This is a genomic window from Pauljensenia sp. 20925_1_27 (genome assembly GCF_041432835.1).
GTDB lineage: Bacteria > Actinomycetota > Actinomycetes > Actinomycetales > Actinomycetaceae > Pauljensenia.
Genome location: NZ_JAPWAH010000012.1, coordinates 39171 through 62604 on the forward strand (window position 1 = coordinate 39171; position 23434 = coordinate 62604).

Annotated in this window: 22 protein-coding genes and 1 pseudogene; 12 read left to right on the forward strand and 11 right to left on the reverse strand. The window is 67.9% G+C overall.

Going from position 1 to position 23434, the window contains the following annotated elements:
- Position 1 precedes the first annotated feature (1 nt).
- On the reverse strand, positions 2–265 hold the full coding sequence (locus O3684_RS07460; protein ID WP_500066044.1) for a type II toxin-antitoxin system RelE family toxin: 264 nt from the start codon (positions 263–265) through the stop codon (positions 2–4).
- Positions 249–491, reverse strand: a complete 243-nt coding sequence (relB, locus tag O3684_RS07465) for a type II toxin-antitoxin system RelB family antitoxin (protein WP_500066046.1) — start codon at positions 489–491, stop codon at positions 249–251. The genes O3684_RS07460 and relB overlap by 17 nt, the downstream gene beginning before the upstream one ends.
- Before the next feature lie 256 nt (positions 492–747).
- Between relB and O3684_RS07470 the strand changes: the two genes are divergently transcribed.
- The 4 genes from O3684_RS07470 (at position 748) to O3684_RS07485 (ending at position 6060) form a co-directional block, all read left to right on the forward strand.
- Positions 748–2352: a xylulokinase gene (locus tag O3684_RS07470; RefSeq protein ID WP_500066048.1), complete on the forward strand. Its 1605-nt coding sequence runs from the start codon at positions 748–750 to the stop codon at positions 2350–2352.
- Positions 2353–2694: 342 nt separating this feature from the next.
- The gene (locus O3684_RS07475; RefSeq protein ID WP_500066050.1) at positions 2695–3576 is read left to right on the forward strand and encodes a DUF5926 family protein; all 882 of its coding nucleotides are present in this window, start codon (positions 2695–2697) and stop codon (positions 3574–3576) included.
- Between the two features lie 91 nt (positions 3577–3667).
- On the forward strand, positions 3668–4516 hold the full coding sequence (locus O3684_RS07480) for a glycosyltransferase family 2 protein (protein ID WP_500066052.1): 849 nt from the start codon (positions 3668–3670) through the stop codon (positions 4514–4516).
- A complete protein-coding gene (locus O3684_RS07485; protein ID WP_500066054.1) occupies positions 4513–6060 on the forward strand; it encodes a DUF2079 domain-containing protein in 1548 nt (515 codons plus the stop codon). Before O3684_RS07480 ends, O3684_RS07485 begins: the two co-directional genes overlap by 4 nt.
- 59 nt (positions 6061–6119) lie before the next feature.
- Here O3684_RS07485 and O3684_RS07490 read toward each other — a convergent pair whose 3' ends face one another.
- The 3 genes from O3684_RS07490 to O3684_RS07500 all read right to left on the reverse strand — a co-directional run bounded on the left by O3684_RS07490 (position 6120) and on the right by O3684_RS07500 (position 9329).
- Positions 6120–8693 carry a heavy metal translocating P-type ATPase gene (locus O3684_RS07490; RefSeq protein ID WP_500066055.1) on the reverse strand — a complete coding sequence of 858 codons (2574 nt, stop codon included), beginning with the start codon at positions 8691–8693 and terminating at the stop codon, positions 6120–6122.
- 84 nt (positions 8694–8777) lie between these two features.
- Positions 8778–9023 carry a heavy-metal-associated domain-containing protein gene (locus O3684_RS07495; protein ID WP_291453178.1) on the reverse strand — a complete coding sequence of 82 codons (246 nt, stop codon included), beginning with the start codon at positions 9021–9023 and terminating at the stop codon, positions 8778–8780.
- 15 nt (positions 9024–9038) lie between these two features.
- Positions 9039–9329: a metal-sensitive transcriptional regulator gene (locus O3684_RS07500; protein WP_016460585.1), complete on the reverse strand. Its 291-nt coding sequence runs from the start codon at positions 9327–9329 to the stop codon at positions 9039–9041.
- Between O3684_RS07500 and O3684_RS07505 the strand changes: the two genes are divergently transcribed.
- Positions 9315–9503 (forward strand): IS3 family transposase, encoded by a 189-nt coding sequence (locus O3684_RS07505; protein ID WP_500066056.1) that lies wholly within the window; start codon positions 9315–9317, stop codon positions 9501–9503. The two genes, O3684_RS07500 and O3684_RS07505, sit on opposite strands and share 15 nt — an antisense overlap.
- Positions 9504–9512: 9 nt before the next feature.
- Here the strand turns inward: O3684_RS07505 and O3684_RS07510 are convergent.
- Positions 9513–9743: pseudogene (locus O3684_RS07510) on the reverse strand (DUF305 domain-containing protein); the annotation flags it as partial.
- Positions 9744–9773: 30 nt separating this feature from the next.
- Positions 9774–11798 carry a copper-translocating P-type ATPase gene (locus O3684_RS07515; protein WP_500066072.1) on the reverse strand — a complete coding sequence of 675 codons (2025 nt, stop codon included), beginning with the start codon at positions 11796–11798 and terminating at the stop codon, positions 9774–9776.
- Between the two features lie 416 nt (positions 11799–12214).
- On the opposite strand from O3684_RS07515, the gene O3684_RS07520 reads away from it, so the two are divergent.
- Positions 12215–13696: an alpha/beta hydrolase gene (locus O3684_RS07520; RefSeq protein ID WP_500066058.1), complete on the forward strand. Its 1482-nt coding sequence runs from the start codon at positions 12215–12217 to the stop codon at positions 13694–13696.
- A complete protein-coding gene (locus O3684_RS07525) occupies positions 13693–14370 on the forward strand; it encodes a pyridine nucleotide-disulfide oxidoreductase (RefSeq protein ID WP_500066059.1) in 678 nt (225 codons plus the stop codon). Before O3684_RS07520 ends, O3684_RS07525 begins: the two co-directional genes overlap by 4 nt.
- Positions 14371–14467: 97 nt before the next feature.
- Here O3684_RS07525 and purB read toward each other — a convergent pair whose 3' ends face one another.
- Positions 14468–15925: an adenylosuccinate lyase gene (purB, locus tag O3684_RS07530; RefSeq protein ID WP_500066060.1), complete on the reverse strand. Its 1458-nt coding sequence runs from the start codon at positions 15923–15925 to the stop codon at positions 14468–14470.
- A 218-nt stretch (positions 15926–16143) separates the two neighbouring features.
- Between purB and O3684_RS07535 the strand changes: the two genes are divergently transcribed.
- Positions 16144–16440 (forward strand): hypothetical protein, encoded by a 297-nt coding sequence (locus tag O3684_RS07535; protein WP_500066061.1) that lies wholly within the window; start codon positions 16144–16146, stop codon positions 16438–16440.
- A gap of 2 nt (positions 16441–16442) precedes the next feature.
- Positions 16443–18128, forward strand: a complete 1686-nt coding sequence (locus O3684_RS07540) for an alpha/beta hydrolase (protein ID WP_500066063.1) — start codon at positions 16443–16445, stop codon at positions 18126–18128.
- Positions 18129–18157: 29 nt separating this feature from the next.
- Here the strand turns inward: O3684_RS07540 and O3684_RS07545 are convergent, their stop codons facing one another.
- Positions 18158–18544, reverse strand: coding sequence for a phage holin family protein (locus O3684_RS07545; RefSeq protein WP_500066064.1), 387 nt, complete (start codon positions 18542–18544; stop codon positions 18158–18160).
- A 65-nt stretch (positions 18545–18609) separates the two neighbouring features.
- Between O3684_RS07545 and hisC the strand changes: the two genes are divergently transcribed.
- A complete protein-coding gene (hisC, locus tag O3684_RS07550) occupies positions 18610–19674 on the forward strand; it encodes a histidinol-phosphate transaminase (protein ID WP_500066065.1) in 1065 nt (354 codons plus the stop codon).
- A 49-nt stretch (positions 19675–19723) separates the two neighbouring features.
- Here hisC and O3684_RS07555 read toward each other — a convergent pair whose 3' ends face one another.
- Positions 19724–20506, reverse strand: a complete 783-nt coding sequence (locus O3684_RS07555; RefSeq protein WP_500066067.1) for a YwiC-like family protein — start codon at positions 20504–20506, stop codon at positions 19724–19726.
- Between the two features lie 245 nt (positions 20507–20751).
- Between O3684_RS07555 and O3684_RS07560 the strand changes: the two genes are divergently transcribed.
- Both O3684_RS07560 and O3684_RS07565 read left to right on the forward strand, forming a co-directional pair.
- Positions 20752–21735 (forward strand): bile acid:sodium symporter family protein, encoded by a 984-nt coding sequence (locus O3684_RS07560; protein ID WP_500062953.1) that lies wholly within the window; start codon positions 20752–20754, stop codon positions 21733–21735.
- Between the two features lie 350 nt (positions 21736–22085).
- The gene (locus tag O3684_RS07565) at positions 22086–22469 is read left to right on the forward strand and encodes a hypothetical protein (RefSeq protein ID WP_048677017.1); all 384 of its coding nucleotides are present in this window, start codon (positions 22086–22088) and stop codon (positions 22467–22469) included.
- 110 nt (positions 22470–22579) lie between these two features.
- Here the strand turns inward: O3684_RS07565 and O3684_RS07570 are convergent, their stop codons facing one another.
- Positions 22580–23077, reverse strand: a complete 498-nt coding sequence (locus O3684_RS07570; RefSeq protein ID WP_500062954.1) for a hypothetical protein — start codon at positions 23075–23077, stop codon at positions 22580–22582.
- Between the last annotated feature and the right edge of the window lie 357 nt (positions 23078–23434).

Here is a 23434-nt window from a genome sequence, read left to right on the forward strand (position 1 = left end):
GTCAGCGGTAGATGCGTGACCGGTGATCGATGTTGATGGCGAGGATCAATAGCTCATCATCTTCGATGGACGCAATGATTCGATAGTTGCCGACACGGTAGCGCCAAAAGCCTGAAAGATTGCCGGTCAGTCCCTTCCCGCGTGAGCGGGGATCTTCGCCGCTCGCGGTTTCGCGGAGATAGTCGACGATGCGTCTCGCGGTCGGCTTGTCGAGCTTGCTGAGCTGTTTCAGTGCGCGCGGTGACAGCTCAGCCCTCCAGGCCAAGGGTCTTCACCGCCTCGTCGAGGCTCACCGATGCTGCGCGGCCGCTGCGGATATCCTCGAGTTCGGCCTGCAGTGAGTAGGCCAGCTCGATCTCTTCAAGCGCTGACTCGATGGCGCGATTCATGTAGAACGACTTCGTTCGTCCCGTCCGCTTAGCGAGGGCCGTGAGGCGGGCGTCGATCTCGGGATCGAGCTTGACGGAGCGTGCAACCCGTGCCGTAGACATGTCTCCTCCTCAATTGTGACTACGCGTAGTCTACTCCCCTGAGGCGGCACTTGGAAGAGGTCGGTGGAGATGCAGGAGCGTCGATTCGAGCGTTTGGCCTGTCGGGGGGAATGACACGTTATGGCAAAGTGAATCTGCATATACCGGACGGAGTGTCCGATAAGCGGGCGTACGTCCCTGTCGCTACATGCGCGAAAGTGTTACCGTTAGCGCATTCCAGGCCACTGCCTCGTCAATGAAGACACAAGGAGCACGCATGAGCACCGACCCCCGCACCGCCATCGCCGCCGCCGACACTGCGCTCGGCATCGAATTCGGTTCGACCCGCATCAAGGCCGTCCTCATCGGTCCCGACCATGAGGTGCTCGCCACCGGCGGCCACGGCTGGGAGAATCACCTGGAGGGTGGCCTGTGGTCCTACAGCCTCGACGAGGTCGTCGTCGGCCTGCAAAGCGCCTACGCGTCCCTGGTCGCCGACGTGCGCGAGCGCTACGACGTTACCCCCACCTCGTACGGCTCGATCGGAATCTCGGGCATGATGCACGGCTACCTCGCCTTCGATGCCGACGATAATCTGCTTGCGCCGTTCCGCACGTGGCGCAACACGAACACGGGTCGCGCGGCGGATGAGCTCACCCGCCTCTTCGGCTTCAACATTCCGCTACGCTGGTCGATCGCGCACCTGCACCAGGCGGTCCTCGACGCCGAGGAGCACGTGCCGCGCGTCGCCCGCCTGACGACGCTGGCCGGCTGGGTCCATCACCAGCTGACGGGCCGCCACGTCCTGGGCGTCGGCGACGCCTCGGGCATGTTCCCTACTGATTCGACGACGGGCGCGTACGTGGAGTCTTACCTCGATCAGTACGAGGCCCTGGTCGCAGCCCGGGTCCCGTGGTGCCTGCGCGACGTGCTCCCGACCGTGCTGAGCGCGGGCCAGGACGCGGGCGTGCTTACCCCCGAAGGAGCCGCGCTCATCGACCCGACCGGGACGCTGCAGCCGGGGATTGCGCTGTGCCCGCCCGAGGGCGACGCGGGCACCGGCATGATCGCCACGAACGCGATCGCGCAGCGCACCGGCAACATCTCGTGCGGCACCTCGGTCTTCCTCATGGCGGTGCTCGAGCGCTCCCTCGCCGAGCTGCACACCGAGATCGACATGGTGACGACGCCCGACGGCTCGCCCGTCGCGATGGTTCACTCGAACAACGGCGCGTCTGAGATTGACGCGTGGGTCGGCTGGTTCGCGGACTTTGCGCGCCTCGTCGGCACCGACGTGAGTGTCCCGGCGATCTACGACGCGCTCTATGTCCACGCGCTCACGGGCGAGGCAGACGCGGGCGGCGTCATGGCCTACAACACGCTGTCGGCCGAGCCGCTCGTCGGCCAGGAGGCGGCCCAGCCGGTCTTCACTCACACCGCCGACGCGCGCGTGAGCCTCGCCAACGCCGTGCGCGCCCAGCTCATGAGCATCTTCGCGGCCGTGCGCATCGGAGTCGACATCCTGAGCGCCGAGGGCGTGCGCCTCGACTCGCTGTTCGCGCACGGCGGCCTTTTCAAGACGCCCGGCGTCGCACAGCAGATCCTCGCCGACTCGCTGAACATCCCTGTGTCCGTGGGTGACACCGCAGGCGAGGGTGGCGCATGGGGTATCGCGGTGCTCGCGCGCTACCGCGCCATCGTCGCGGGTGGCGAGGCCGCGCCTGCCCTGCCGGACTACCTCTCCGAACGGGTCTTCGCGGGCGCGTCCATCTCCACCCTCGAGCCCACCGCCGAGGGCGTGGCCGGGTACGAGCGTTTCCTCGAGGCCTACCGCGCGTCCCTGCCCGGCGTGGAGGTCATCGCCCGGGGCACCGCCCGTTAACGAGGCGTGGGTCCGCCGACGAGACCGGGGTGCTGACGAGGCCTGCGCCCGGTCCCTGCCCAGGCGCGTGTTTACCCAAAAATGTCGCATGCAATTCCCCGCGACCTATTTCAAACATTGAAATCAGATCGTTGAAATTCCGGGCAATTCTCGATACCTAATAAAAGGTAGGGGAGCCAAATTGCATGCGACATTGGGGAGGACGGGACGGAGTGTGGGGAGGCGTGGGCTGGGCTGAGGGGAGGCGTGGGCTGGGGTCTGGGGCGGATGGACCGGGGCGAGGGGACCGGCTCGCCCAGCCCGCACCTCGTCGATTGGGCGAAACCCGGTACGATGACTCCCATGGGTAAAGCTAGCCGCCGTAAGAAGGTCACCGATCCCGCCAAGCTCAAGGCGTATCGCCCGCCGATCCCCTTTGTCGCGCGCCCCTACGAGGGTCTGCCGAAGGAGATCGAGCTGGTCGCCATGCGCGAGCTCATTCCGGCGGCCACGCTGACCGCACGCACCGACGCCGACCACGGCACCGTCGAATTCGACTTTGTTACTCTCCTGCCCGAGGGTCACCCCGCGATGGTGCGCCCCGACGGCCGCATCCTCGTTGCGCTGCAGACTCGCTCGAACTCCGCGGACCTGAGCCACGACGCGGGTGCCGCGCTGCTCGCGGCCATCGCCGCGAAGGAAGCGGGCGACGAGGGCGTCATCTCGATCGACGTGCGCGAGCCGTCCGAGCGTCTCCAGGACATCCTCGACCTCGACAGCTTCACGGACATGAAGCTCGAGGAGGACTTCTCCTTCTGGTTCGACCCGGCCGAGGAGATTGACGAGTCGACGCGTCGCGCGCTCGAGCAGAACCGTGACGAGATCATCCCGACCGAGCCCGTGCCCGGCGTCCCCGGCGCGTACTGGTGCGAGATGAACCGTAACTTCGTGCGCTTCCTGACGGACAACGACGAGGCCAAGCTCTTCGACGCGCTCGCCCGCCTGGCTGCGCGCGGCGAGGCCAACGTCGGCGAGGGCTCACGCTACGTGGGCTCCTTCCGCGCGTGCGGCCTAATCGTCCCCGTCTTCGAGCTGCCCGAGGGGGCCAGCGCCACCGACGTCGCGCCCGGCACGCAGGCCCTTGCCGAGGCCCTCGCCGAGGCCCTGACCGTCACCGAGCGTCTGGACGACAAGGAACGCCGCGCGCGCCAGGGCCTCGTGTCCCGCGCCGTGACGATCCGCTGAGCCTGAGTTTACCTATCGTTTAGATAGATTTGTCGCTCACATTACGAGCGGCGGAGCGCGCGTGCGCCCCGCCGCTCGTAGACTATTAGTCGTGAACTATCCCGCAGGATCAAGAGGTTCCCACCCGCAGCGCGTCGCCGCGGTCATCGCTGCCCACAACGTCGGCCGCGCCGTCGCGGCCACCGTGCGCGCGTGCCGCGCCATACCCAGCGTTGACCTCCTCATTGTCGTCGATGATGGGTCCACGGACGACACCGGACGTGCCGCCCGAGCCGCGGGCGCCGTCGTCGTGCGCCACTCCGTCGAGCGCGGGCGCGCCTCGGCGATTGAAACCGGCGTGAAGGTCGCCGCCATGCGTGACCGCCCCGACGGCCCGCCCCGCCACATCCTGCTGCTCTCTCCCGACCTGGGTGAGTCCGCCGTCGAGGCCACCGCCCTCGTCGAGGCCGTGTTCGCCCGCCAGGCCGATATGGCGATCGCCGTCCCCGCGACCGGGCGCGAATACTCCGGCTATGGGCCGGGCATGGTGCGCCGCCTCATCCGCCGCAAGACCGGCTGGTACTGCCACTACCCCCTCAGCTATCAGCGCTGCCTGACGCGCGAGGCCATCGACGCCGCCATGCCCTTCGCGGGCCGCTACGCGCTCGAGGCCGCGATGACGATCAGCGTCCTGCGCGCGGGGCTGTCCGTCATGGAGGTCCCCTGCAACTTCACGCACTCGGGCGCGGACCGCTCGCTGGGCTCGCTCAATCGCCCGGCGCGCATGTTCGACGCGGTGCGAGCCACCGTCAGCCAGGTCTTCCACTCCGACGCTCGATCGAAGCGCCGAGCCGACCATGAGCAGGGGATCGGCGTGCCCTACCCGGCGCCTGCCTCGGCACGCGACGAGGCGGAGGCTGGCGACTCTCCCGCCTCGCGCCCCGCGGAGATGGTCGGGTGAAGGGCCCGGATCGATTAGCCGCCACGCGCCTGGTCGCGACCTGGTGGCTGCCCTCCGTCATCGCCTGCGCGATCGGCGCGCTCTACGTCTGCTACTCGGTGGCGCAGTGGCGCGCGCTCGCCGCCCCCTCGTGGGACCTGGGTATTTTCACCGAGGCCGTCCAGGCCTACTCGCGCTTCGAGGCGCCCATCGTTCCCATCAAGGGGCCCGGCTATAACCTGCTGGGCGACCATTTTCATCCGCTGTTGGCGCTGCTGGGCCCGATCTTTCGTCTTTTTCCTTCCGCGCTGACGCTCCTGGTCGTCCAGGACGCGTTGATCGCCGTGTCGGTGCTGCCGATTGCGCGCCTCGCGCAGCGCCTTCTCGGGCGTGGGGGCGCGCTCCTCGTGGGGCTCGCCTACGGGCTGGGGTGGGGGCTGCAGGGTGCGGTCGGCGCCCAGTTTCACGAGGTCTGCCTGGCCGTCCCGCTGCTGGCGTTCGGAGGCGTCGCCTTCGCCGAGCGGCGGTGGGGCGCGTGCATGGCGTGGCTGGCTCCGCTGGTCCTCGTCAAGGAGGACTTGGGGCTCACGGTCTTCGTCGCGGGCCTCGCCCTCGCGTGGCGTCGCCGAGGCGAGGGACGCTCCGCCGTCGTGCGATCGTTGACTTACGCACTGTTCGGTATCGTCGCATTTGTGGTGACGGTGAAGGTGTTGCTGCCCGCTATGAATCCCGCGGGTACGTGGGCCTATTCTCTCGACGGGGCTGCAACCGGGGCGGGGACACCTACCGCTGGGACCACTACCGCGCGTGCAATTCCGTCCCTGTGGGACATCCTGACGACCCCCTCTGTCAAGCTTGCGACGCTCCTCGTTCTTCTCGCGGGGGCCGGCTTCGTGGGCAGCGCCTCGCCCTGGTTCGCGCTCGTGCTCCCGACGCTCGCGTGGCGATTCGCGGGCTCCGTCGAGACCTACTACGTGTGGGACTCCTGGCACTACAACGCCGTGCTCGTCCCCATCGCGGCCTGCTCCCTGCTCGACGTCATCTCCCGGTGGCTCGCGCCGGAGCGCACCTCGCGGTCGGCGGCTGCGTCGGCGCTCGCGGAGGCGGTGGGAGAGGACGCGCTGCGTGACTTGCGCGCCGACCAGGGGGCTTCTGCTTCGCCGAGGCGGGGGTGGCGCGTTGTCGCGTGGGTGGTCGCGTGCGTGCCCGCTGTGTCGCTGGCGCTCACGGCCTCGTCGCTGCCCCTATGGCAGCTGCCCACTCTTCAGGAGGACCCGCGCATGGCGGCCGCCCAGGGCGCGCTCGACGCGGTGCCCGAGGGGGCGAGCGTCGAGACGGACACGACGCTGCTCGCGCGCCTCGTGCCCGGGCGCGAGGTCTACTGGGTGGGCACGACGGGGAAGATGGATACCCCTCCGGAGTATGTCGTTATCGACGCGCGCTCCTACGCGTGGGGTGACCAGCAGGTTGACGCCGAGTCGTGGGGGAGTGCCGCCCACCCGGGTCACTCCTACGAGACCATCTACGCCAAGCAGGGCTTCCGCGTCGCACGCCGCACCTTGTAAAACGACGAGTGCCGCGCAGCCGGACACCCGGCCACGCGGCACTGACGCCGTGTGAACTGCTACTTCGCGGCGCGCAGGCGCAGCGAGTTGAGGACCACGAACACGGACGAGCAGGCCATCGCGGCGCTGGCCAGCATGGGGGAGAGCAGGCCCGCGATCGCCAGCGGCACCATCAACACGTTGTAGAAGAACGCCCAGAACAGGTTCTCCTTGATGATGCGCAGCGTCCGACGCGACACCCGAATCGCGGTCGCCGCCGAGGTCAGCGACGAGTTCATGAGCGTCATGTCCGCGACCTCGATCGCCACGTCCGTGCCCGAGCCCATCGCGATGCCCAGGCCCTTCGCGCTCGCCTGCGCGAGGGCGGCCGCGTCGTTCACGCCGTCGCCCACCATCGCGACCGTGCGGCCCTCGGCCTGCAGGTCGGCGACGGTGTCGCGCTTGCCGTCGGGCAGGACGCCCGCGATGACGCGCTCGATTCCGACCTGGTCTGCGACGTGGCGGGCCGCGGCCTCGTTGTCGCCCGTCAGGAGGATCGGCTCGATGCCGAGTTCGCGCAGCTGAGCAATCGCAGCGGGGGAGGACTCCTTGACCGTGTCGCGCACGACCAGCGCCGCAATCGCGCGGCCTTCGACGCGCTCGGGAATCACCAGGGACGAGGCCGGGGCCCCCTCGCCCTCGCCCGCACCGGGTTCGGTGCCCGCCTGGGTGGGGGTACCGGTATCCCCAGTCGCGCTGCCGCCAGCCGCGGGTGCGCCATCGGCGGTCGCGGCCTCAGAACGGGAGGTGACGGTGCCGGAGTAGCCGGCGGCGTTCACGACGGCCTCGAGCTCCTCGTCGCTGTGCGGGGCGGTGAGTGTGATGCGCGCGGATTCCGTCGCCAGGTTGACCTCGGCCTTGACGCCGTCGAGCTTGCCGAGCTTGCGCTCGACGCGGCGCACGCAGGACGCGCAGGTCATGCCGCCCACGCTCATCGTGAGTGTCGCCAGGGGAAGGTTGGCGTCCGGGCCCGGAAGCGCGACGGACGCGGGTGCCTCGGGCGTGGCGGCTGCCGCCGGAGTGGAGGACGCTGCGGAACCCAGGTTCGGCGCGAGGGCCGCGACGACCGCGGAGGCGCCCGAAGCCTCGGCATCGCGCACCGCGTCGAGGAGAGAAGCGGGCACGTCCACGCCCAGGGATGCCAGCCAGGACGGGCGGCCGACGAGCACGCCGCCGCGGGCGGTGAGGCCGACGACGCCGAGTCCGGGCTGGTTCGCGAACGCGGTCACGGGTTCCAGCGACAGGCCGCGGTCCGCGGCACCCGACGTGATCGCGCGAGCGACGGGGTGCTCGGAGAGGGACTCGACGGAGGCAGCCAGGGACAGGGCCGAGGCCTCGTCCACCTCAGGGGAGCCGCCCGCGGAGGGAACCGCAACAGACTCAAGAGACATGACGCCCGTGGTGACCGTGCCCGTCTTGTCCAGGAGCATGGTGTCGATCGAGCGCGTCTGCTCGAGGATTTCCGCGTTCTTGATGAGGATGCCCAGCTGCGAGGCGCGCCCCGACCCGACGAGGATCGCGGTGGGGGTGGCCAGGCCGAGCGCGCACGGGCACGCCACGACCAGGACGGCGACGGCCGCCGTGAACGCGGCCTGCACACTGCCGCCCGCGAGCAGCCAGCCGACGAGGGTCAGCAGGGAAACAAGGATGACGATGGGCACGAACACGCCCGAGATCTGGTCCGCGAGGCGCTGGACGGGGGCCTTGCCGGCCTGGGCCTCGGCGACCATGCGCCCAATCTGCGCGAGCGTCGTGTCCGAGCCGACTCGGGTGGCGCGCACCAGCAGGGACCCCCACGTGTTGACGGTCGCGCCCGTCACCGTGTCACCGGGGGCGGCGTCCACGGGCACGGACTCGCCCGTCAGGAGCGAGGTGTCCAGGGCGGAGGAGCCCTCGACGATGATGCCGTCGGTCGCGACCTTCTCGCCCGGGCGCACCGCAAAGAGGTCGCCGACCTGCAGGGACGAGGCGGGCACGACCTGTTCGCTGCGCTCGCCCGTCTCGGGGTCGATGCGCACGAGCGTCGCCTCCTTGGCGCCCATGCGCAGCAGCGAGCGTAGCGCGTCGCCCGCGCGGTAGCGTGCGCGCGCCTCCAAGTAGCGGCCCGTCAGCAGGAACACGACGATCATGCACGCGCCCTCGAAGTAAATCTCGGCGTGGCCGCCGTGCGCCGCGCGCGGGATCAGGCTCATGTGCATGCGCATGCCGAGCATGCCGGCGCCGCCCCACAGCAGGGCCCACCAGCTCCACAGCGTGGACGAGATGACGCCGAGCGAGACCAGGGTGTCCATCGTCGTCGACCCGTGGCGGCCCGCCGCGAATGCCGCCCGGTGGAAGGGCCACGCGCCCCACGTGACGACCGGGATCGAGGCCGCAGCGACGACCCACTGCCACCCCGTGAACTGCCACGCGGGCACCATCGACAGGAGCATCGCGAGGATGCCGAGTGGCGCGGAGACGATGAGGCGTCGGCGCAGGTCGGCGGCGTGGGCGCGGGTGCCCTCGCCGACCTGGGGGGTGGGGGCCGAGGCCGGGGTGGCTTCAGGGGAAGAAGGGGCGGCTGCGGGAGTGGTCGTCACGGAGTCGGTGGACATGGGTACCCTCCGGGGGTATGTATCGGGTGAAAGGAAACGAGGCCGGGAACGTGCCCCGGCCTCGTCGGTGAGGCGTGGAAAACCTCAGAAGTCGCGCGAGATGCCGACCAGCGTGAAGCCGGCCTCGGACACTGCGTCGCTCAGCGCCGCATCGTCCAGGGGGGTGTCGGTCAGGACCGTCACCTTGGAGGTGGCGCCCGAGTTGAGGATCACGTCGACGTTCTTCACGCCGGGGATCTCGCTCAGCTCTTCGCTGACGCTCATCACGCAGTGGCCGCAGGTCATGCCGTCGACGGACAGCTCAATGGTGCGATCGATCTCGGTGGTCATGATTTCTCCTTGTTATTAGGACTTGATGAGGCGTGCGATAGCCGCGGCCGCCTCGTCGACTTTGGCCTGTGCGGCCTCGTCGGATTCGCGCGCCGCCGTGACGACGCAGTGGTTCATGTGGTCTTTGAGCAGGTTGACCGCGACGGAATCGAGCGCGGACTGGACGGCCGAAACCTGCGTGAGGATGTCGATGCAGTACTCGCCCTGCGAGATCATGCGCTGCAGGCCGCGGACCTGGCCTTCGATGCGGCGCAGGCGTGCGAGATGATTCTCGGTGTTGCCGTGGTAGCCATGCTCGTTGCTCATGAGACTGAGTGTACCCCTAGGGGGTATGGGTGTCAAGGGGTGTCGACAATCGAGCGCTTCAAAGCCGACCTCGACGCCTACATCACGCACTGGAACACAACACGACGCCAAGTAAAGCTCAAGGGCCTGACCCCGGCAGAATACCGGGATCAGGCCCTACGGGAAGCCGCATAACGGCTACCATTAAACGCGTCCAAGTTTCGGGGCGCAGTTCACAATAACCCCCTGGGCAAACTCCACGACCTGGGCGGGGATACCCTCCTTGGCCAGAAGCATCTGACTCATCTCCACGGCCTGCTGGTGATGGGGGATCATCATCTGGGCAAACATGATGTCCGCGTCGTTGTAATCGGCGGAGATCTCCCCGTCCGCCTCAGTCGTCGCCATGGTGGTCTCGGTCGTCTCAGCGGTAGTCGTCGCAGTGCTGGTGGCCGAGGTGGTGGATCAGTGGACGGCGGTGGATGCCGGAGTAGGCGTGGCGTGTTCCTCCTTCGGACTGGTGGGAGCCAGGCGGGCCGGGTCCAGATCAATCCGGCGCAGCAGCTGAGCGTTAAGCGCCACCACAATCGTCGACAGCGACATCAACACCGCAGCAGCAGCCGGGGGAAGCAGAATGCCGCTAGAGGCGAGCACGCCGGCGGCCAGGGGCACGGACAAGATGTTGTAACCGGACGCCCAGATGAGGTTCTGGATCATCTTGCGGTAGCTGGCCTGCGAGAGCTCAATCATCGACAATATTGCCCGGGGATCGTCACTGGCCAGGACCACTCCGGCGGATTCCATTGCCACATCCGTGCCGGCCCCGATGGCGATGCCGACCTCGGCGCGGGCCAGGGCCGGGGCGTCGTTGACACCGTCGCCGACCATGGCCACGCTCAGGCCACGCTCCTGTAACTGGGTGACCTTGGTGTCCTTGTCCTGGGGCAGGACCTCAGCGAAGACCTCATCAATCCCCAGGTCCTGGCCAACCGCATGGGCCACCTGCTGCGCGTCACCGGTAATCATCGCGACCTTCACCCCACGGTCCTGCAGGGCTTTCACAGCGGCGCGGGATTCGGGGCGGATCTTGTCCTCGACGGCCACCGCACCGATAATCTGACCGTCGCGGACAATATGGAGCACACCGGCCCCACGCCCGGTCCAGGCGCTGGTGGTGTCGGTGAGCTCGGCCGGGGTGGTGAGGTTGAACTCGCGCAGCATGTTCGGCCCGCCCACGAGGATCTCAGCGCCATCGACAGTGGCCCGGACCCCCCGGCCGGAGGCGGCACTGAAACCAGTTGCACGGATTTGCCGACGAGAGGCCTCGGGATGGGCGGCCGCAGCCGCCACGATGGCGCGGGCCACGGGGTGCTCGCTGTCGGCCTCCGCGGCGGCGGCCAGGGCCAGCAGCTCGCCCTCGGTGACGCCGACAGTTGCCGCAACACCGGTGACCGCGTGCGCGCCCTCGGTCAGGGTGCCGGTTTTATCGAAGAGCACCACGTCGATGGTGCGCATCCGCTCGAGCGCCATCCGGTCCTTGATGAGCACCCCGGATTTCGCGGCCCGCTCGGTGGAGATCGCAATGACCAGCGGAATCGCCAGGCCCAAGGCGTGCGGGCAGGCGATGACCAGCACCGTGACCGTGCGCACCACGGCATCGTCCGGGCTGCCGATGATGGTCCACACCACCGCGGTGATCAGAGCAGAAATCAGCGCGAACCAGAACAACAACGCCGCAGCCCGATCCGCCAGGGCCTGGGCCCGGGAGGAGGACTCCTGTGCGTCGGCAACCATGCGTTGGATCCCGGCCAAGGCGGTGTCCCCGCCGGTAGCCTCCACCCGGACGCGGACGGTGTTGTCGGTGGCCACGGTACCGGCGACCACCCTGTCACCGGTGTTGCGGAAGACGGGACGGGATTCACCGGTGATCATCCCCTCATCGAATTCGGCGGCTCCCTCGAGGATGGTTCCGTCGGCCGGCACCCGGGCACCGGCCCTCACCAGCACGACGTCGCCGTCGACCAGCTCGGAGATGTCCACGGTGCGCGTGGTCCCATCGATGACTTTCTCGGCCTCATCCGGCAACAGGGCAGCCAGCGCGTCAAGCGCGGAGGACGCACCCCCGAGAGCGCGCATCTCCAGCCAGTGGCCCAGCAGCATGATGGTCACCAGCAGGGCCAGCTCCCACCAGAAGTCCAGGTCAAAACCGCCCAGCCCCAGAGTGGTGACCCAGGAGGCGACAAACGCCACGGTGATGGCCATGGCAATCAGGAGCATCATCCCGGGTTGGCGGGATTTCACTTCCTTCCATCCGCCCTTGAGGAAAGGCGTTCCGCCGTAGACGAAGATGATCGTGTCCAGTACCGGGGGAACCCAGGTGGATCCGGGGAATGCCGGGAGGGGGTAGCCGAGCAGGTGGGCGACCATGGGGCTGAAAATAACGACGGGAATGGACAGAATCAGTGACCACCAGAAGCGTTCCCGAAACATTGCGGTGCTGTGCCCGGCGTGTTCGCCGTGACCATGAACCTGGTGGTCTTCGTCCAGGACGGAGTGCGGGTGACCGTGGTGCATCGCCTGGCCGTGGGTGTCGGCGTCTGCGTGGTGTTCGTGGCTGGCGTGATCCGGGTGGTGGGTGTGGTCTGTTTCCGGAGCGGGGTGATCACCATGGTGATCGCCGGAATGGTGGGGAGTGCTCATGACGTTCCTTTCACTCAACCCGGTCGGGGTCGAAATGATGGGTAAAAACGATCAGGATAAGATGGTGTAGATAATACCCCTAGGGGGTATGGGTGTCAAGGGAGTGTCGTCAACGAGCGCTGTGGGGGTGGCGACACGCGTTCCCCCATGAGGCGCGCACCGGCCCGAGCCCGCTTAGGGTGGAAGCAACACAGATAGGAGGGGACATGAAGCGACGCCCGCGTCAGCGCTACCGCGCAATCCGCCGCGTCCCCCAGGCCTACCCGGGCCTCTACCTGCGCCTCAAAGTCGCCCCCATCGTCCCCGCCCTCGCGGCCACGGTCGCCGTCGGCGCGCTCGCCGATATCTCCTCCCTGCCCGAGGACGTGCGCGCCCGCGCGCGCACCCTCTCCGACGACATGGGCACCGCGATCAGCGAAAAATCGCAGCGAATCTTCTTCGATACCCCCGGCCTCGACACCCTCCTCATCCGCTCCCTCTCCCACGTCGCCCGGCGCACCGCGACCGTGGGGCGCGCGTGGGCGCGAGCGGTCGTCGCCGTCGGCGCCGATAAGGACGGGCGCATGGCCCGCATGCTGCCCCTCATCCCCAGGCGCGGATACGACGCCCTCATGACCGGCATGCTCACGATCGGCACGGCAGTGGGTGCCCTGCGCGGCGGCACCGTCCACGTCGCCTTGCTGTGCGACTCCGACGCAGACCCCGCCTTCCAGGACCCGCTCCCCGGCCACCCCGAAGCCCAAATCCGCCGCGTCGACGCGCCCGAACAGCTCTCCGACATGTGCGCCGACATCGACGAACTCTACTGGTCGCGCACCATCGGCCCCGCCGTCAAAATCACCCGCGTCGGTGAGGGCGATGCGCGCCGCTGGCTCCTCTCCCTGGTCGGCACCGAATCCATGACCTGGCGCTCCACAAACAACCCCGCCGACGTCGAGACGAACATCCGCCTCATGCTCGGCCTCGAAAGCGCGATGAGCGTCGGCGTCGTGAGCGTGCTCCACGCCGCCATGGAACGCGACGGCGTGCCCGCCGAGCGGTGGACGCGCGAGCCCGTCCTCATCTGCGGCCACTCCCAGGGCGGGATCGTCGCCGCCGCCCTCGCCTCCGTGCCCGCCGACGAGGCCGGAGTCAACGTCGCCGGAATCCTCTCCACGGGCGGCCCCAACCGGCGCATCCGCGTGCGCCCCGACGTGGTGACCGTCGCCGTCACCCACGACCAGGACGTCATGCCGAGCCTCGACGGCTCGCCCGACCGCGCCCCCGACCGGCGCGTCACCGTCGGACGCAGCCTCGTGCGGCCTCGAACCCGCCCCCTCTACTACGCGCACTCCTCCTCCACCTACACGGAAACCGTGCGCCTCCTCGAGCGCAAAGTGCGCGTCACCCCGTGGGGTCGGCTCGCCTCGGCGATGGCCGCCCTACAGGACTTCATGCCCGCCCCGGGCGAGCCGACGCGCGTCATGCACTTTGAGATCTGGCAGGACATCCTCACCCCCACCGCCGAAGGCACGTGGAATACCGTCGCCGCGCTCGAACGCGGGGGCTCCTACGAACCCGCCACCTACCACATCGACTACGCGGCCACGGCCCCCCGCCTGCCGCGCATCGCCCGAGCCAGACGCCGCGCGAGTATTTCCGCGCGCCTCTCCTCCGCCCTCTCCTCCCTCAGAAAGGACAGGTCATGACCGACCCCAACGCCCCCCTGCGCGAGGTGCGCCGATGGATGCGCGTCTCGACCCCCGTCAACAAGGCCGCCTCCTCCGGCCTGCGCGGACGACTCCCGCAGATCGCCGGGCCCCTCATGATCGGCGCGCTCGGCGTGGGCGCCCTGGGCGCGGGCATCGCGTGGCGCGCCCTGTCCTCCACGCGCGGCACCGGGCGCACCCAGCGCTTCGTCGACCTCGCGACCGCCGCTCTTGAGTCGGGTTTCCCGCTGCGCACGAACGAGGCCGGGGCTGGTGGGGGGTCGGGTGCTGAGGGCGTGGCCGGCGAGGGCGGGGCCCGCGCGCCGCGTCGGGTCGTCCACGTCGAGGTCGGCGAGGGCTTCGGGCGCCCCTCCCTGGTGTCTATCGACGTCGTCGTGTCTGCTGCCGATTTCCTGTCGCAGCGCGAGGCCGCCACGCGTGCCCTCGACGCGATCACCCGAGCGACTTGGAACAACGACGAAATGGCGCCCGTCAGCGTGCGCGCACGCGTCCTTCTCGCCCACGAGGAGGCCGACGACCTCGAGGCCCCCGGTGCGCAGACCGACACGGTCGTCGACATGAGCGCCCTCGGCTTCGCCGACGAGATCGCGCGCCCCGACGAGCTCTACGACCGCTACGGCGCGCCCGAGTGCGACCCCACGTGGAGGCCGTGACCGAGCTGTGAGCCCCCGGCCTCGTCGATGCAGCCGAGAAACGACAAAGGGCGGCGAGGCGCGAAACCCGCGCACCCGCCGCCCCAGCCGATAGGGCTCAGGCCTCCCAGCGCGCCAGGCGCTCGGACAGGCCGATGTAGGTCGCGGGGGTCAGCGCCAGGAGGCGCTCCTCCACCTCAGTCGGCAGACCCAGGCCCGCGATGAACTCGCGCATGTCTTCCGCGCCCACCTCGTGACCGCGGGTCAGCTCCTTGAGGCGCTCGTACGGGTTCGCCATGCCGGTCGCACCCGCGATCGCGGCGGCGCGCATCGCCTGCTGGACGGCCTCGCCCAGCACCGCCCAATTCGCGTCCAAGTCGCGGGCCATGCGAGCCGCGTTGATCTCGATGCCATCCAGGCCACGCACCAGGTTGTCGTAAGCCAACACCGCGTGACCAAACGCGACGCCCACGTTGCGCTGCGTCGTCGAATCCGTCAGGTCACGCTGCATGCGGCTGGTCACCAGCGTCGATGCCAGCGAATCCAGCAGCGCGTTCGACACCTCCAGGTTCGCCTCCGCGTTCTCGAAGCGAATCGGGTTGACCTTGTGCGGCATCGTCGACGAGCCCGTCGAACCCTGCGCCGCCAGATTCTGGTGGAAGTAATCCATCGAAATGTACGTCCACGCGTCCGTCGCCAAGTTGTGGGCGATGCGGCCTGCGCGCGCCACGTCCGAGTACAGCTCAGCCTGCCAGTCGTGCGACTCGATCTGCGTGGTCAGCGGGTTCCACGTCAGGCCCAGGCCCTCCACGAAAGAGCGAGCCAGCGTCGGCCAATCCGCGCCCGGCACCGACACGACGTGCGCGGCCCACGTGCCCGTCGCGCCGTTAATCTTGCCCAGGTATTCCGTGGCCTCGACGCGCTTGATCTGGCGGGACAGACGGTGCGCGAACACAGCCATCTCCTTGCCGATCGTCACCGGCGTCGCGGGCTGGCCGTGCGTGTGCGCCAGCATCGGGACGGCCGCACCAGCCTCGGCGAGGCCGCGCAGGCGATCGAGGAGCGTGCGGATCGCCGGCAGCCACACCTGCTCGGTCGCCGCCTTGATCGTCAGCGCGTACGCCAGGTTGTTGATGTCCTCGGAGGTGCAGAAGATGTGGACGACCTCGCGCAGGGACGGCAGATTCGTGCCCTCACCCAGCTTGTCGGAGGCCGCCTCGAGGTATTCGCCGATCAGGTACTCGACGGCCTTGACGTCGTGGCGGGTAACTGCCTCGAACTCGCCCAGGCGCTTGATGTGCTCGGCGCCGAAGTCACGCGTGAGGGCGCGCAGGTAGTCGCGCTCGGCGTCCGTCAGCGTCGGGGCGCCCGGCAGGACCGAATTGTCGAGCAGGAAAATCAGCCACTCGATCTCGACGTGGACGCGCGCGCGGTTCAGGCCCGCCTCGGACAGGTAGTTCGCCAGGGGCGCGGCGACCGCGCGGTAGCGGCCGTCCAGCGGGCTGAGCGGCTCACCCCCGCCCGCCAGGTCCGAATAGCCGTGGGCAGTGGAGAACAGTGTCATCGTGTCGCTCATACCCCTATCTTCCCAGAACGAGGGGATATAGGGACGCCCAGTCCGCGCGGCGGTTCGTGGCATGGGTAACGACGAGGCTGGGGCTGGGCGTGTCGTCCACAGGGGTTGGCAGCGCCGGGAAGTTATCCACAGGGGTCGCCGTGCGAGTGGTGGTGGGGGAACTCGCAGGCGTAGCGTGCAAGGACAAGCAACGATTCTTCCAACGATGGGAGCCGACCATGATCCCCGATCCCCTCAGCCCCGGCCTGTCCCTGCACGCAGCCCACGGCCTCGTCGATGGCCTTCGTGGGGCGCTCGCGGGTGCCACGTGCCCACAGTGGGTCGGCGTCGCGGGCGACTCCTACCGCAACCGGCACAGCGAGGTGATCGCGAGTGTTCAGGGAGTCCTCGACCAGATCCAGGCCGCCCTCGACCTCGTCCCCTCCTTCGACGAGGAACGCAACCGAGCCCTCGCCAGCGCGCTCGCCGACGCCTCAACCTACCAGCCCGAACTCGTCATGCTGGGAGCGTGGTGACCATGGCATTCGACCCGCGCCGCGACGTCACCGTCAACTCGGGAGCATTTCGCGTCGACGTCGACGAACTATGCGCCGCACACACCCTCATCAGCGGCGAGGAGGCGCTCTCGATCGTGCCCGCCAGGCTCGCGCTCGACGCCGCCCTCGGCGAAGCAGACGCGGTATCCGGGCTCATCCCCGAGGCCTCCGCGCGCCTCGCGTCCGCGATCACGGGCGCCCTGGCCGCCCTGATCTCGCTCGAGACCGAGATCGACTCCCTGCGGTGGAAGCTGCAGGACACCGCCCTCACATACGCCAACGCCGAGAACGGCTCCTCGCTGTGGGAGCTCGTGCCCGGCAGCCCGATGGGACCGCAGCTGGACCCGCGGGGCCTTGGCACGATGGTCATGGGGCCCGCCGGCCTCGCGCTCACCGGAGCCTCGGCGCTCGTTCACGGCACGCAAGACGCCTCCGCGCGCGCCGGCGCTCCCTGGCTCTCCACCCTCCTCATGCCCGGTCTCTCATCGTTAGTCGCGGAAAAAGACCTGTGCGACACCGTGATCGACGGGCTGCTCTTCAAGTACCACGCGGACGAGGCGTCGGGCGTGCGCTTGCAACGCGACCTCGGCAGGTTCGCCATGGACGTCAACTCCCTTCCTGCGTTCCGAGGCGTCGCGCAGTCACTGGCCGGGCTGGGAGTGAGCCAGGACCTGAACTCGACGTCCACCCAATCCGCGTCCGGCGTTGCTGCGCTGGCTGCACCCCTGTTCGCCTACCTGGGATGCGTCGACCTCCGTCTCGGCCACGGACTCAGCTGCGGGATCATCGTCCGAGGCGCGGACGGCGACACCCGCGTGCGCACCAACGGCCTCGGCTCCCGCATTCCTTCAAACGTCCTCGACGCGCGCACCCGATCCGCGCTCGCGGCCATGCCCGAGGCTGCCCCCGACACCCACTACGAAGGCGTCACCACCAGCGCGGATGCCATCGAGCACATCACCGACATGCACGGGGGTGACGCCGACAACGGAGAAATCGCCATTGAGGAACACGTAACGGTGGGGGAGGACGGGGCGACGACGCGCTCGTGGACCGTCGACATCCGAGGCACCCAGTCCTTCGCCATTGGGCAGTCAGGTCCCCAGGACATGACCACCAACCTGCAAGGCGTCGCCGGTATGAACTCGGACCAGCTCGACGCCATCAAAGAGGCCATGGATGCGGCAGGCATCGCGCCGGGCGAGGCCGTCGAATTTGCCGGGCATTCTCAGGGAGGAATCATGGCGGCCCAAATGGCTGCAGACCCGGACGTGCGCGCCCGCTACAACGTCGTCTCCGTGGTGACAGCCGGCTCACCCACCGCGACAATCGCGCCGAGCGACGTGCCCGTCCTCGCCTACGAAAACTCCGGTGACATCGTCCCGGGCTTGGACGGGAACGCCACGCGTGGCGACAACGTCACGACCGTCATGTTCCACGACTACGAGGCCACGTGCCACGCCGACGACCCCGTGCCCTGCTCGCACAGCGCGCCCCTGTACGTCGACGAAATCAGGAGCACCCTGAACGCCGCCCGGGCCTCGTCCGACCCCGGCCTCGGAGCCCTGGCTGCCGCCGAGGCCCGCCGCACCCAGGCGCTCGGCCTCACCCCGGGCACCCAGACAACCATCCACCACTACCAAACGAGGCGCATCACCCAGGGGTGACACGCCTCGAGAAAGGGGTGCAGAGCGGATCAGTCGCGCTCGTCCTTCTTATCGCGCAGCAGGCCCGAGACGATCGAGGACACCACGGAGGTGATGACCGCGCCCGCCAGGCACGACAAGAAACCACCCGTCGTCATAGGGAATCCAAGCGACGTGGACAGCCAGCCCGTCAGCGCAAACAGGAGCGAGTTCGTCACCAGGGCAAACAGGCCGAACGTCAGCACATACAGGGGGAATGCCAGCGTCTTCACGACAGGCTTAATAATCGAGTTCACCGCCGTGAACACCAAGGCGACGACCGCCAAGACGATCACCGTCTGCGAGGCCGACGACGCCTCGATCGAAATCGACGGAACCACGTGGACCGTGACCCACAGTCCGGCCATCGTGGCTAAAAGACGTGCAATGAAATCCATTGCTTCATTCTTGCGCAGTGGGACGATGCTTGCACGTGCCAATTCCATGGGATAGGACTACACACATGACCAACCTGCGCATTCGTCCCGCCGTCGCCGCCCTGCCCCGCTACGTGCCGAGCAAGACGGCCCCCGGTGCCGTCAAGATCTCCTCGAACGAAATGCCGACACCGCCCAGCCCCGCCGTGCTCGAAGCGATCGCCCGCGAACTCGAGACGATCAACCGCTACCCCGACCTGACGGCAGCGCCCCTGCGCGAAGCCCTCGCCCAGCGCTACGGCGTCGGCGCCGACCAAGTGTGCGTGGGCACCGGCTCCTCGGCGATCCTCGTCGCCGCCCTCTCCGCCGTCTGCCAGCCGGGCACCCAGGTCATCTACCCCTGGCGCTCCTTCGAGTCCTACCCGATCGCCGTTCCCTCCGTGGGCGGGGACCCCGTGCCCGTGGAGCTCCGCCCGGACGGCACGCACGACCTGGGCGCCATGCGCGCCGCCATTACGCCCGACACCGTCGCCGTCATCGTCTGCTCACCCAACAACCCGACGGGCCCCGCCCTCACCTATGAGGAGATCGCCGCGTTCGTCGCCGACGTCCCCGAAGACGTCATGATCATCGTCGACGAGGCCTACATCGACTTCGCGACCAAGCCCGGCGTGCGCACCGCGGTTCCCCTCATCGAGGACCACCCCAACGTCATCGTCATGCGCACCTTCTCCAAGGCCCACGCCCTCGCGGGTGTGCGCGTCGGCTACGCCATCGGCGAGGCCGAGGTGATCGGCGCGATCCAAGCCCTCCTCGTCCCCTTCGGCGTCAACTCCCTCGCGCTTGCGGCGGCCCTCGCCTCCCTCAAGGACTCCGAGGGCGTGTCGCGCGCGGTCGCCGAGATCATCGCCGAACGCGAGCGCGTCGTCCCGGCGCTGCGCGGCCTCGGCTACGACATCCCCGACAGCCAGTCGAACTTCTACCTGATCCGAGGAGACGTCTACGGCCTCGTCGAGGCATGCGCGCGCGTGGGTCTCATTGTGCGCCCCTTCAGCGTGGGCGTGCGCGTCTCGGTCGGCTCGCGCGAGCAGAACGACCTCTTCCTGTCCGTCGCCGCCGAATTTGCGCGCACCTCGGGCATCGGCGCGTAGGGGCCGTGCGCGAATGGGCGCGCCCATACACTCACCGAGGTGCAGCAGCTTATGGAATCAGCAGCGAGACGATCAGGAGTAGCGACCAACCGAGCTCGCTGAATCCGATGAGCTTGGGCGAAAGAGGGCGTGCCCGCTTCCGGCTGATCGTCGGCATCGCCCACGCGCGCGCCGTCAGCAACGCCCACATGAGGACCGGCCAGATCGTTAGTGCGCCGAACCACCACGCCACGGCCGCGCACAGGGTGAACACCGCGTGCAGCAGCGTCGAACCGACCGCCCAGCGCGGATCCTTGCGGCCCCTGATCATCGAGCGCACCAGCGGAACCGTTCCGATGTAGTGCAGGCCGAACGCCGCGCACGTTGCCCACGCGTGGATCGTCACCGCTGCCGGAGAACCGTCCGCGACCGCCAGCGAAAAAGCCACCGGGCCCATGATGTTGCCCGCCAGGATCGACGCCGTGCGAGCCCCTAGGGAGCGCTCGCGGCCCTTCCATACGAGGTAGAGCGCGGACGAAGCCAGGGGTGCGAAAGCGATCGCCCACCACAGCAGCTGCGGACGCACCGCTAGCAGGGTGGCGCCGGGGAGCGCCGCGAGGACTGCGTAGGTGATGACCGCGGGAGCGATCCGAGCGCGGCGCTTCGCGGGCGTCTTCACCCACAGGCAGACGGCGGAAAACATCTGGAACGCCATCGCCCACGCCACCAGCATGAGGACGACCATCCAGGAGAAGGTGTAGGAGAGCGCCCACCCGAGCAGCGGCGGGAACGCCATCATCGTCCACGCGCCGTGCTGGTCGGAGATCCAGCCCTCGCGGGCGAGCTTGCGCATGCGGGGATTGCTATGGTGGCGCGGCTTCGGACGTCCCTGAGGTCGACCCGATGCGTGGTCGTGCCCGCCGCCCGGGGTGCGTTCGGGACTGCTACCCGGGGTGCGTTCGGGAGTTGTCTGAGTCTGCGGCGCTGCACTGTGCATAGCCTTAGCTTAGTGAAGTGGTCTTGTGAGGCTCAATACTGAGCTGATCACAACGTGAGACGTGGAAGGGAAAATTTCAACAATCGGTGAAATATGGGGGCATGTCCACATCAGACGCAGTCACAACTCAATCTCCGACCCTGTCCTCCGAGGACCGCAGCGCGCGCATCGCCGTGACGGTCTTCCCGCTGCTGATCCTGGCGGCCTTCGCGATCGCCATGATCACGCCCGCCACCTTCAAGCCGCTGGCTCCCGGCGTGAACTGGGCACTCGGCGTCATCATGTTCGGCATGGGCCTGACCCTGACGCTGCCCGACTTTGGGCTCATCGTCAAGCGCCCTCTGCCTGTGCTCGTGGGTGTCGTCGCCCAGTACCTGATTATGCCCCTCGTCGGTTGGGGCCTGTGCTACGCGTTTCACCTGCCCGACGCTGTCGCCGTCGGCGTCATCCTCGTCGGCTGCGCGCCCGGTGGCACGGCCTCGAACGTGATCTCCTACCTGGCGAAGGCGGACGTCGCCCTGTCGGTCACCATGACCTCGATCTCGACGCTGCTCGCGCCCCTCATGACCCCGCTGCTCACCGCCTGGCTGGTCGGTTCGCGTATGCCGGTTGACGGTGCGGCGATGGCGAAGAACATCCTGCTGATGGTCCTCGCCCCCGTCCTGGGCGGCTTTATCGTGCGCTTCATTGCAGGCAAGCTCGTCGAGAAGATCCTGCCGATCCTGCCCTGGATCTCCGTGCTGGGCATCTGCTACGTGCTCCTGGTCGTCGTGTCTGGTTCCGTCGACAAGATCCTGACGTCCGGTGCCCTCATCATCGCTGTGGTCATCTGCCACAACCTGCTCGGCTACTTCTTCGGCTACCTGGCCGGACGCGTCGGCCGCGGCTCCGACAAGGCTGCGCGTACCACCGCGATCGAGGTTGGCATGCAGAACTCGGCGCTGGCCGCGACGCTGGCAAAGACCCACTTCGCCTCCACCCCGGAGACCGCGCTCCCGGCGGCCGTCTTCTCCGTGTGGCACAACCTCTCCGGCGCGCTGCTGGCGATGTTCTTCCGTCGCTGGAAGAACGGCGGAGCGGCCTGAATCGACGAGGCCGGGGCACGGTGAGCACTGATCCCCAGTTCCGTCCCTCGACTGAGTAGATAGCGAGGAGGGGGCGGCCCATGCGGGCCGCCCCCTCCGTCATGTGAGCGTTGTCCTCGTGTGAGTGCCCGCCTCGTTGCATGCCCACAGGGGCCGCCCACTCCTCGTCGCGTGTCCGCCGGGCCGCCCACTCCTCGTGCGTTCGGCGCGACCGTCACGCGTGGTTGTCATTCGTGCAGCGAATTGTGTCAATAATGCACGCACGTTCGTTAACCGTGAGGTAATCAATGACGCGAAAATACGATATGATTCGTGGGTACCCATCACAAATGTACGAAGGAGTAATCCTCATGAAGAAGCGTCTTCTGACCGCCGCCCTCGTTGCGCTGCTGCCGCTGAGCCTGGCTGCCTGCGGTGGACAGTCCAAGCAGGCCGCGTGCCAGATCATCAATGACAAGGCCGTCAAGGCCATTGATGGCCTGGATCCGAGCAACACGGAAGACATGATCCAGGGCATGACCAACGTTGCGACTGTCCTGAAGTCTGACGACATTACCAACACCGAAGTGAAGGCTGCTGCGGTGGCTGCGGGCGATAGCGCTCAGGCTCTCGCCGACTTCGCCAAGACGGTGGGCGATGACCCGTCGGCAGACCAGATGAGCGAGGCCATGGACCTGTACACGACGTTCACGACGTCGATGTCGTCGCTTGAGACGGTGTGTAACGCGCGCTGACGCGCACCATCAGATTGTGAATGCCCGCGTGTGGGCATTGAGAGGTGAGGGTGGCCCCGCGGGGCCACCCTCACCTCTACCTTGACGGGTGTCGTGTGCTCAGCAGAGCATCACTTACCGGTGCACACCGAATCGAGCTTATTCATCGATTCCAGGTACGCCGACGTCGCCGTCAGAATCTTGGACCGTTGGTCGGCCGTCGGCGGCTCGTCGGCCGCCTTGGTCGCGTCGAGGAGCTTCTGCGCGCTGTCAGCCAGCCCGTTTGCCGCCTCCTTGACCTCGGGGTTGGTGATCTCGTCAGACTTCATGATGTCAATGAAGCTGGACAGAGTCTTGATGACCGACTCCTTATCCTTGTCGTTCAGGCTCGAGGAGATCTCGTTGGCCTTGTTGTCGAGAATGGCGCAGGCCTCCTCCTTCGTCTGGCTCGACTTCGAAGAGCTCGACGCGGAGGGCGATGCCTGCGTAGGCGTGCTGGTCGCCTCCTGCGAAGGCGCAGACGAGGACGAAGGCGAGGACGTCGGGTTGTCAGGCTTAATCTGCAGGCAGGCAGCCATACCGAGGGGCATCGTGGCGATCAGGAGGGCGGCTACAATACGACGCTTCATGGGATACTCCTTGAAATCTTGAAGTGTACGTTCTCGCTCAGTCTAACCCCAAAACATGAAATTAACATATCGGTCAGTGAGGTCGTGCTGACGCGGCAAAATCAGGGCTCGTTGGGCGCTTCGTATTGGCGTATGACACTGCTAGATCCCTGGCCGGCGCATGGACTGTCAATCCGTTTGGTGGTTGTGGTCTGTGCTTCGCTCCGGATGTTGCTTTCGTTCCTGGTGCCTGCGCGCGGGCGTTTCTTTCGTTCCTGGTGCTTGCGTGCGGGCGTTGGGGCTCTGCTGCGCCTCCATGGGCGTTGGTCGTGGTTGCCGTCCCCCGGTGTCGTGAGTGGCCGCTGTTCTGTGCGTCTG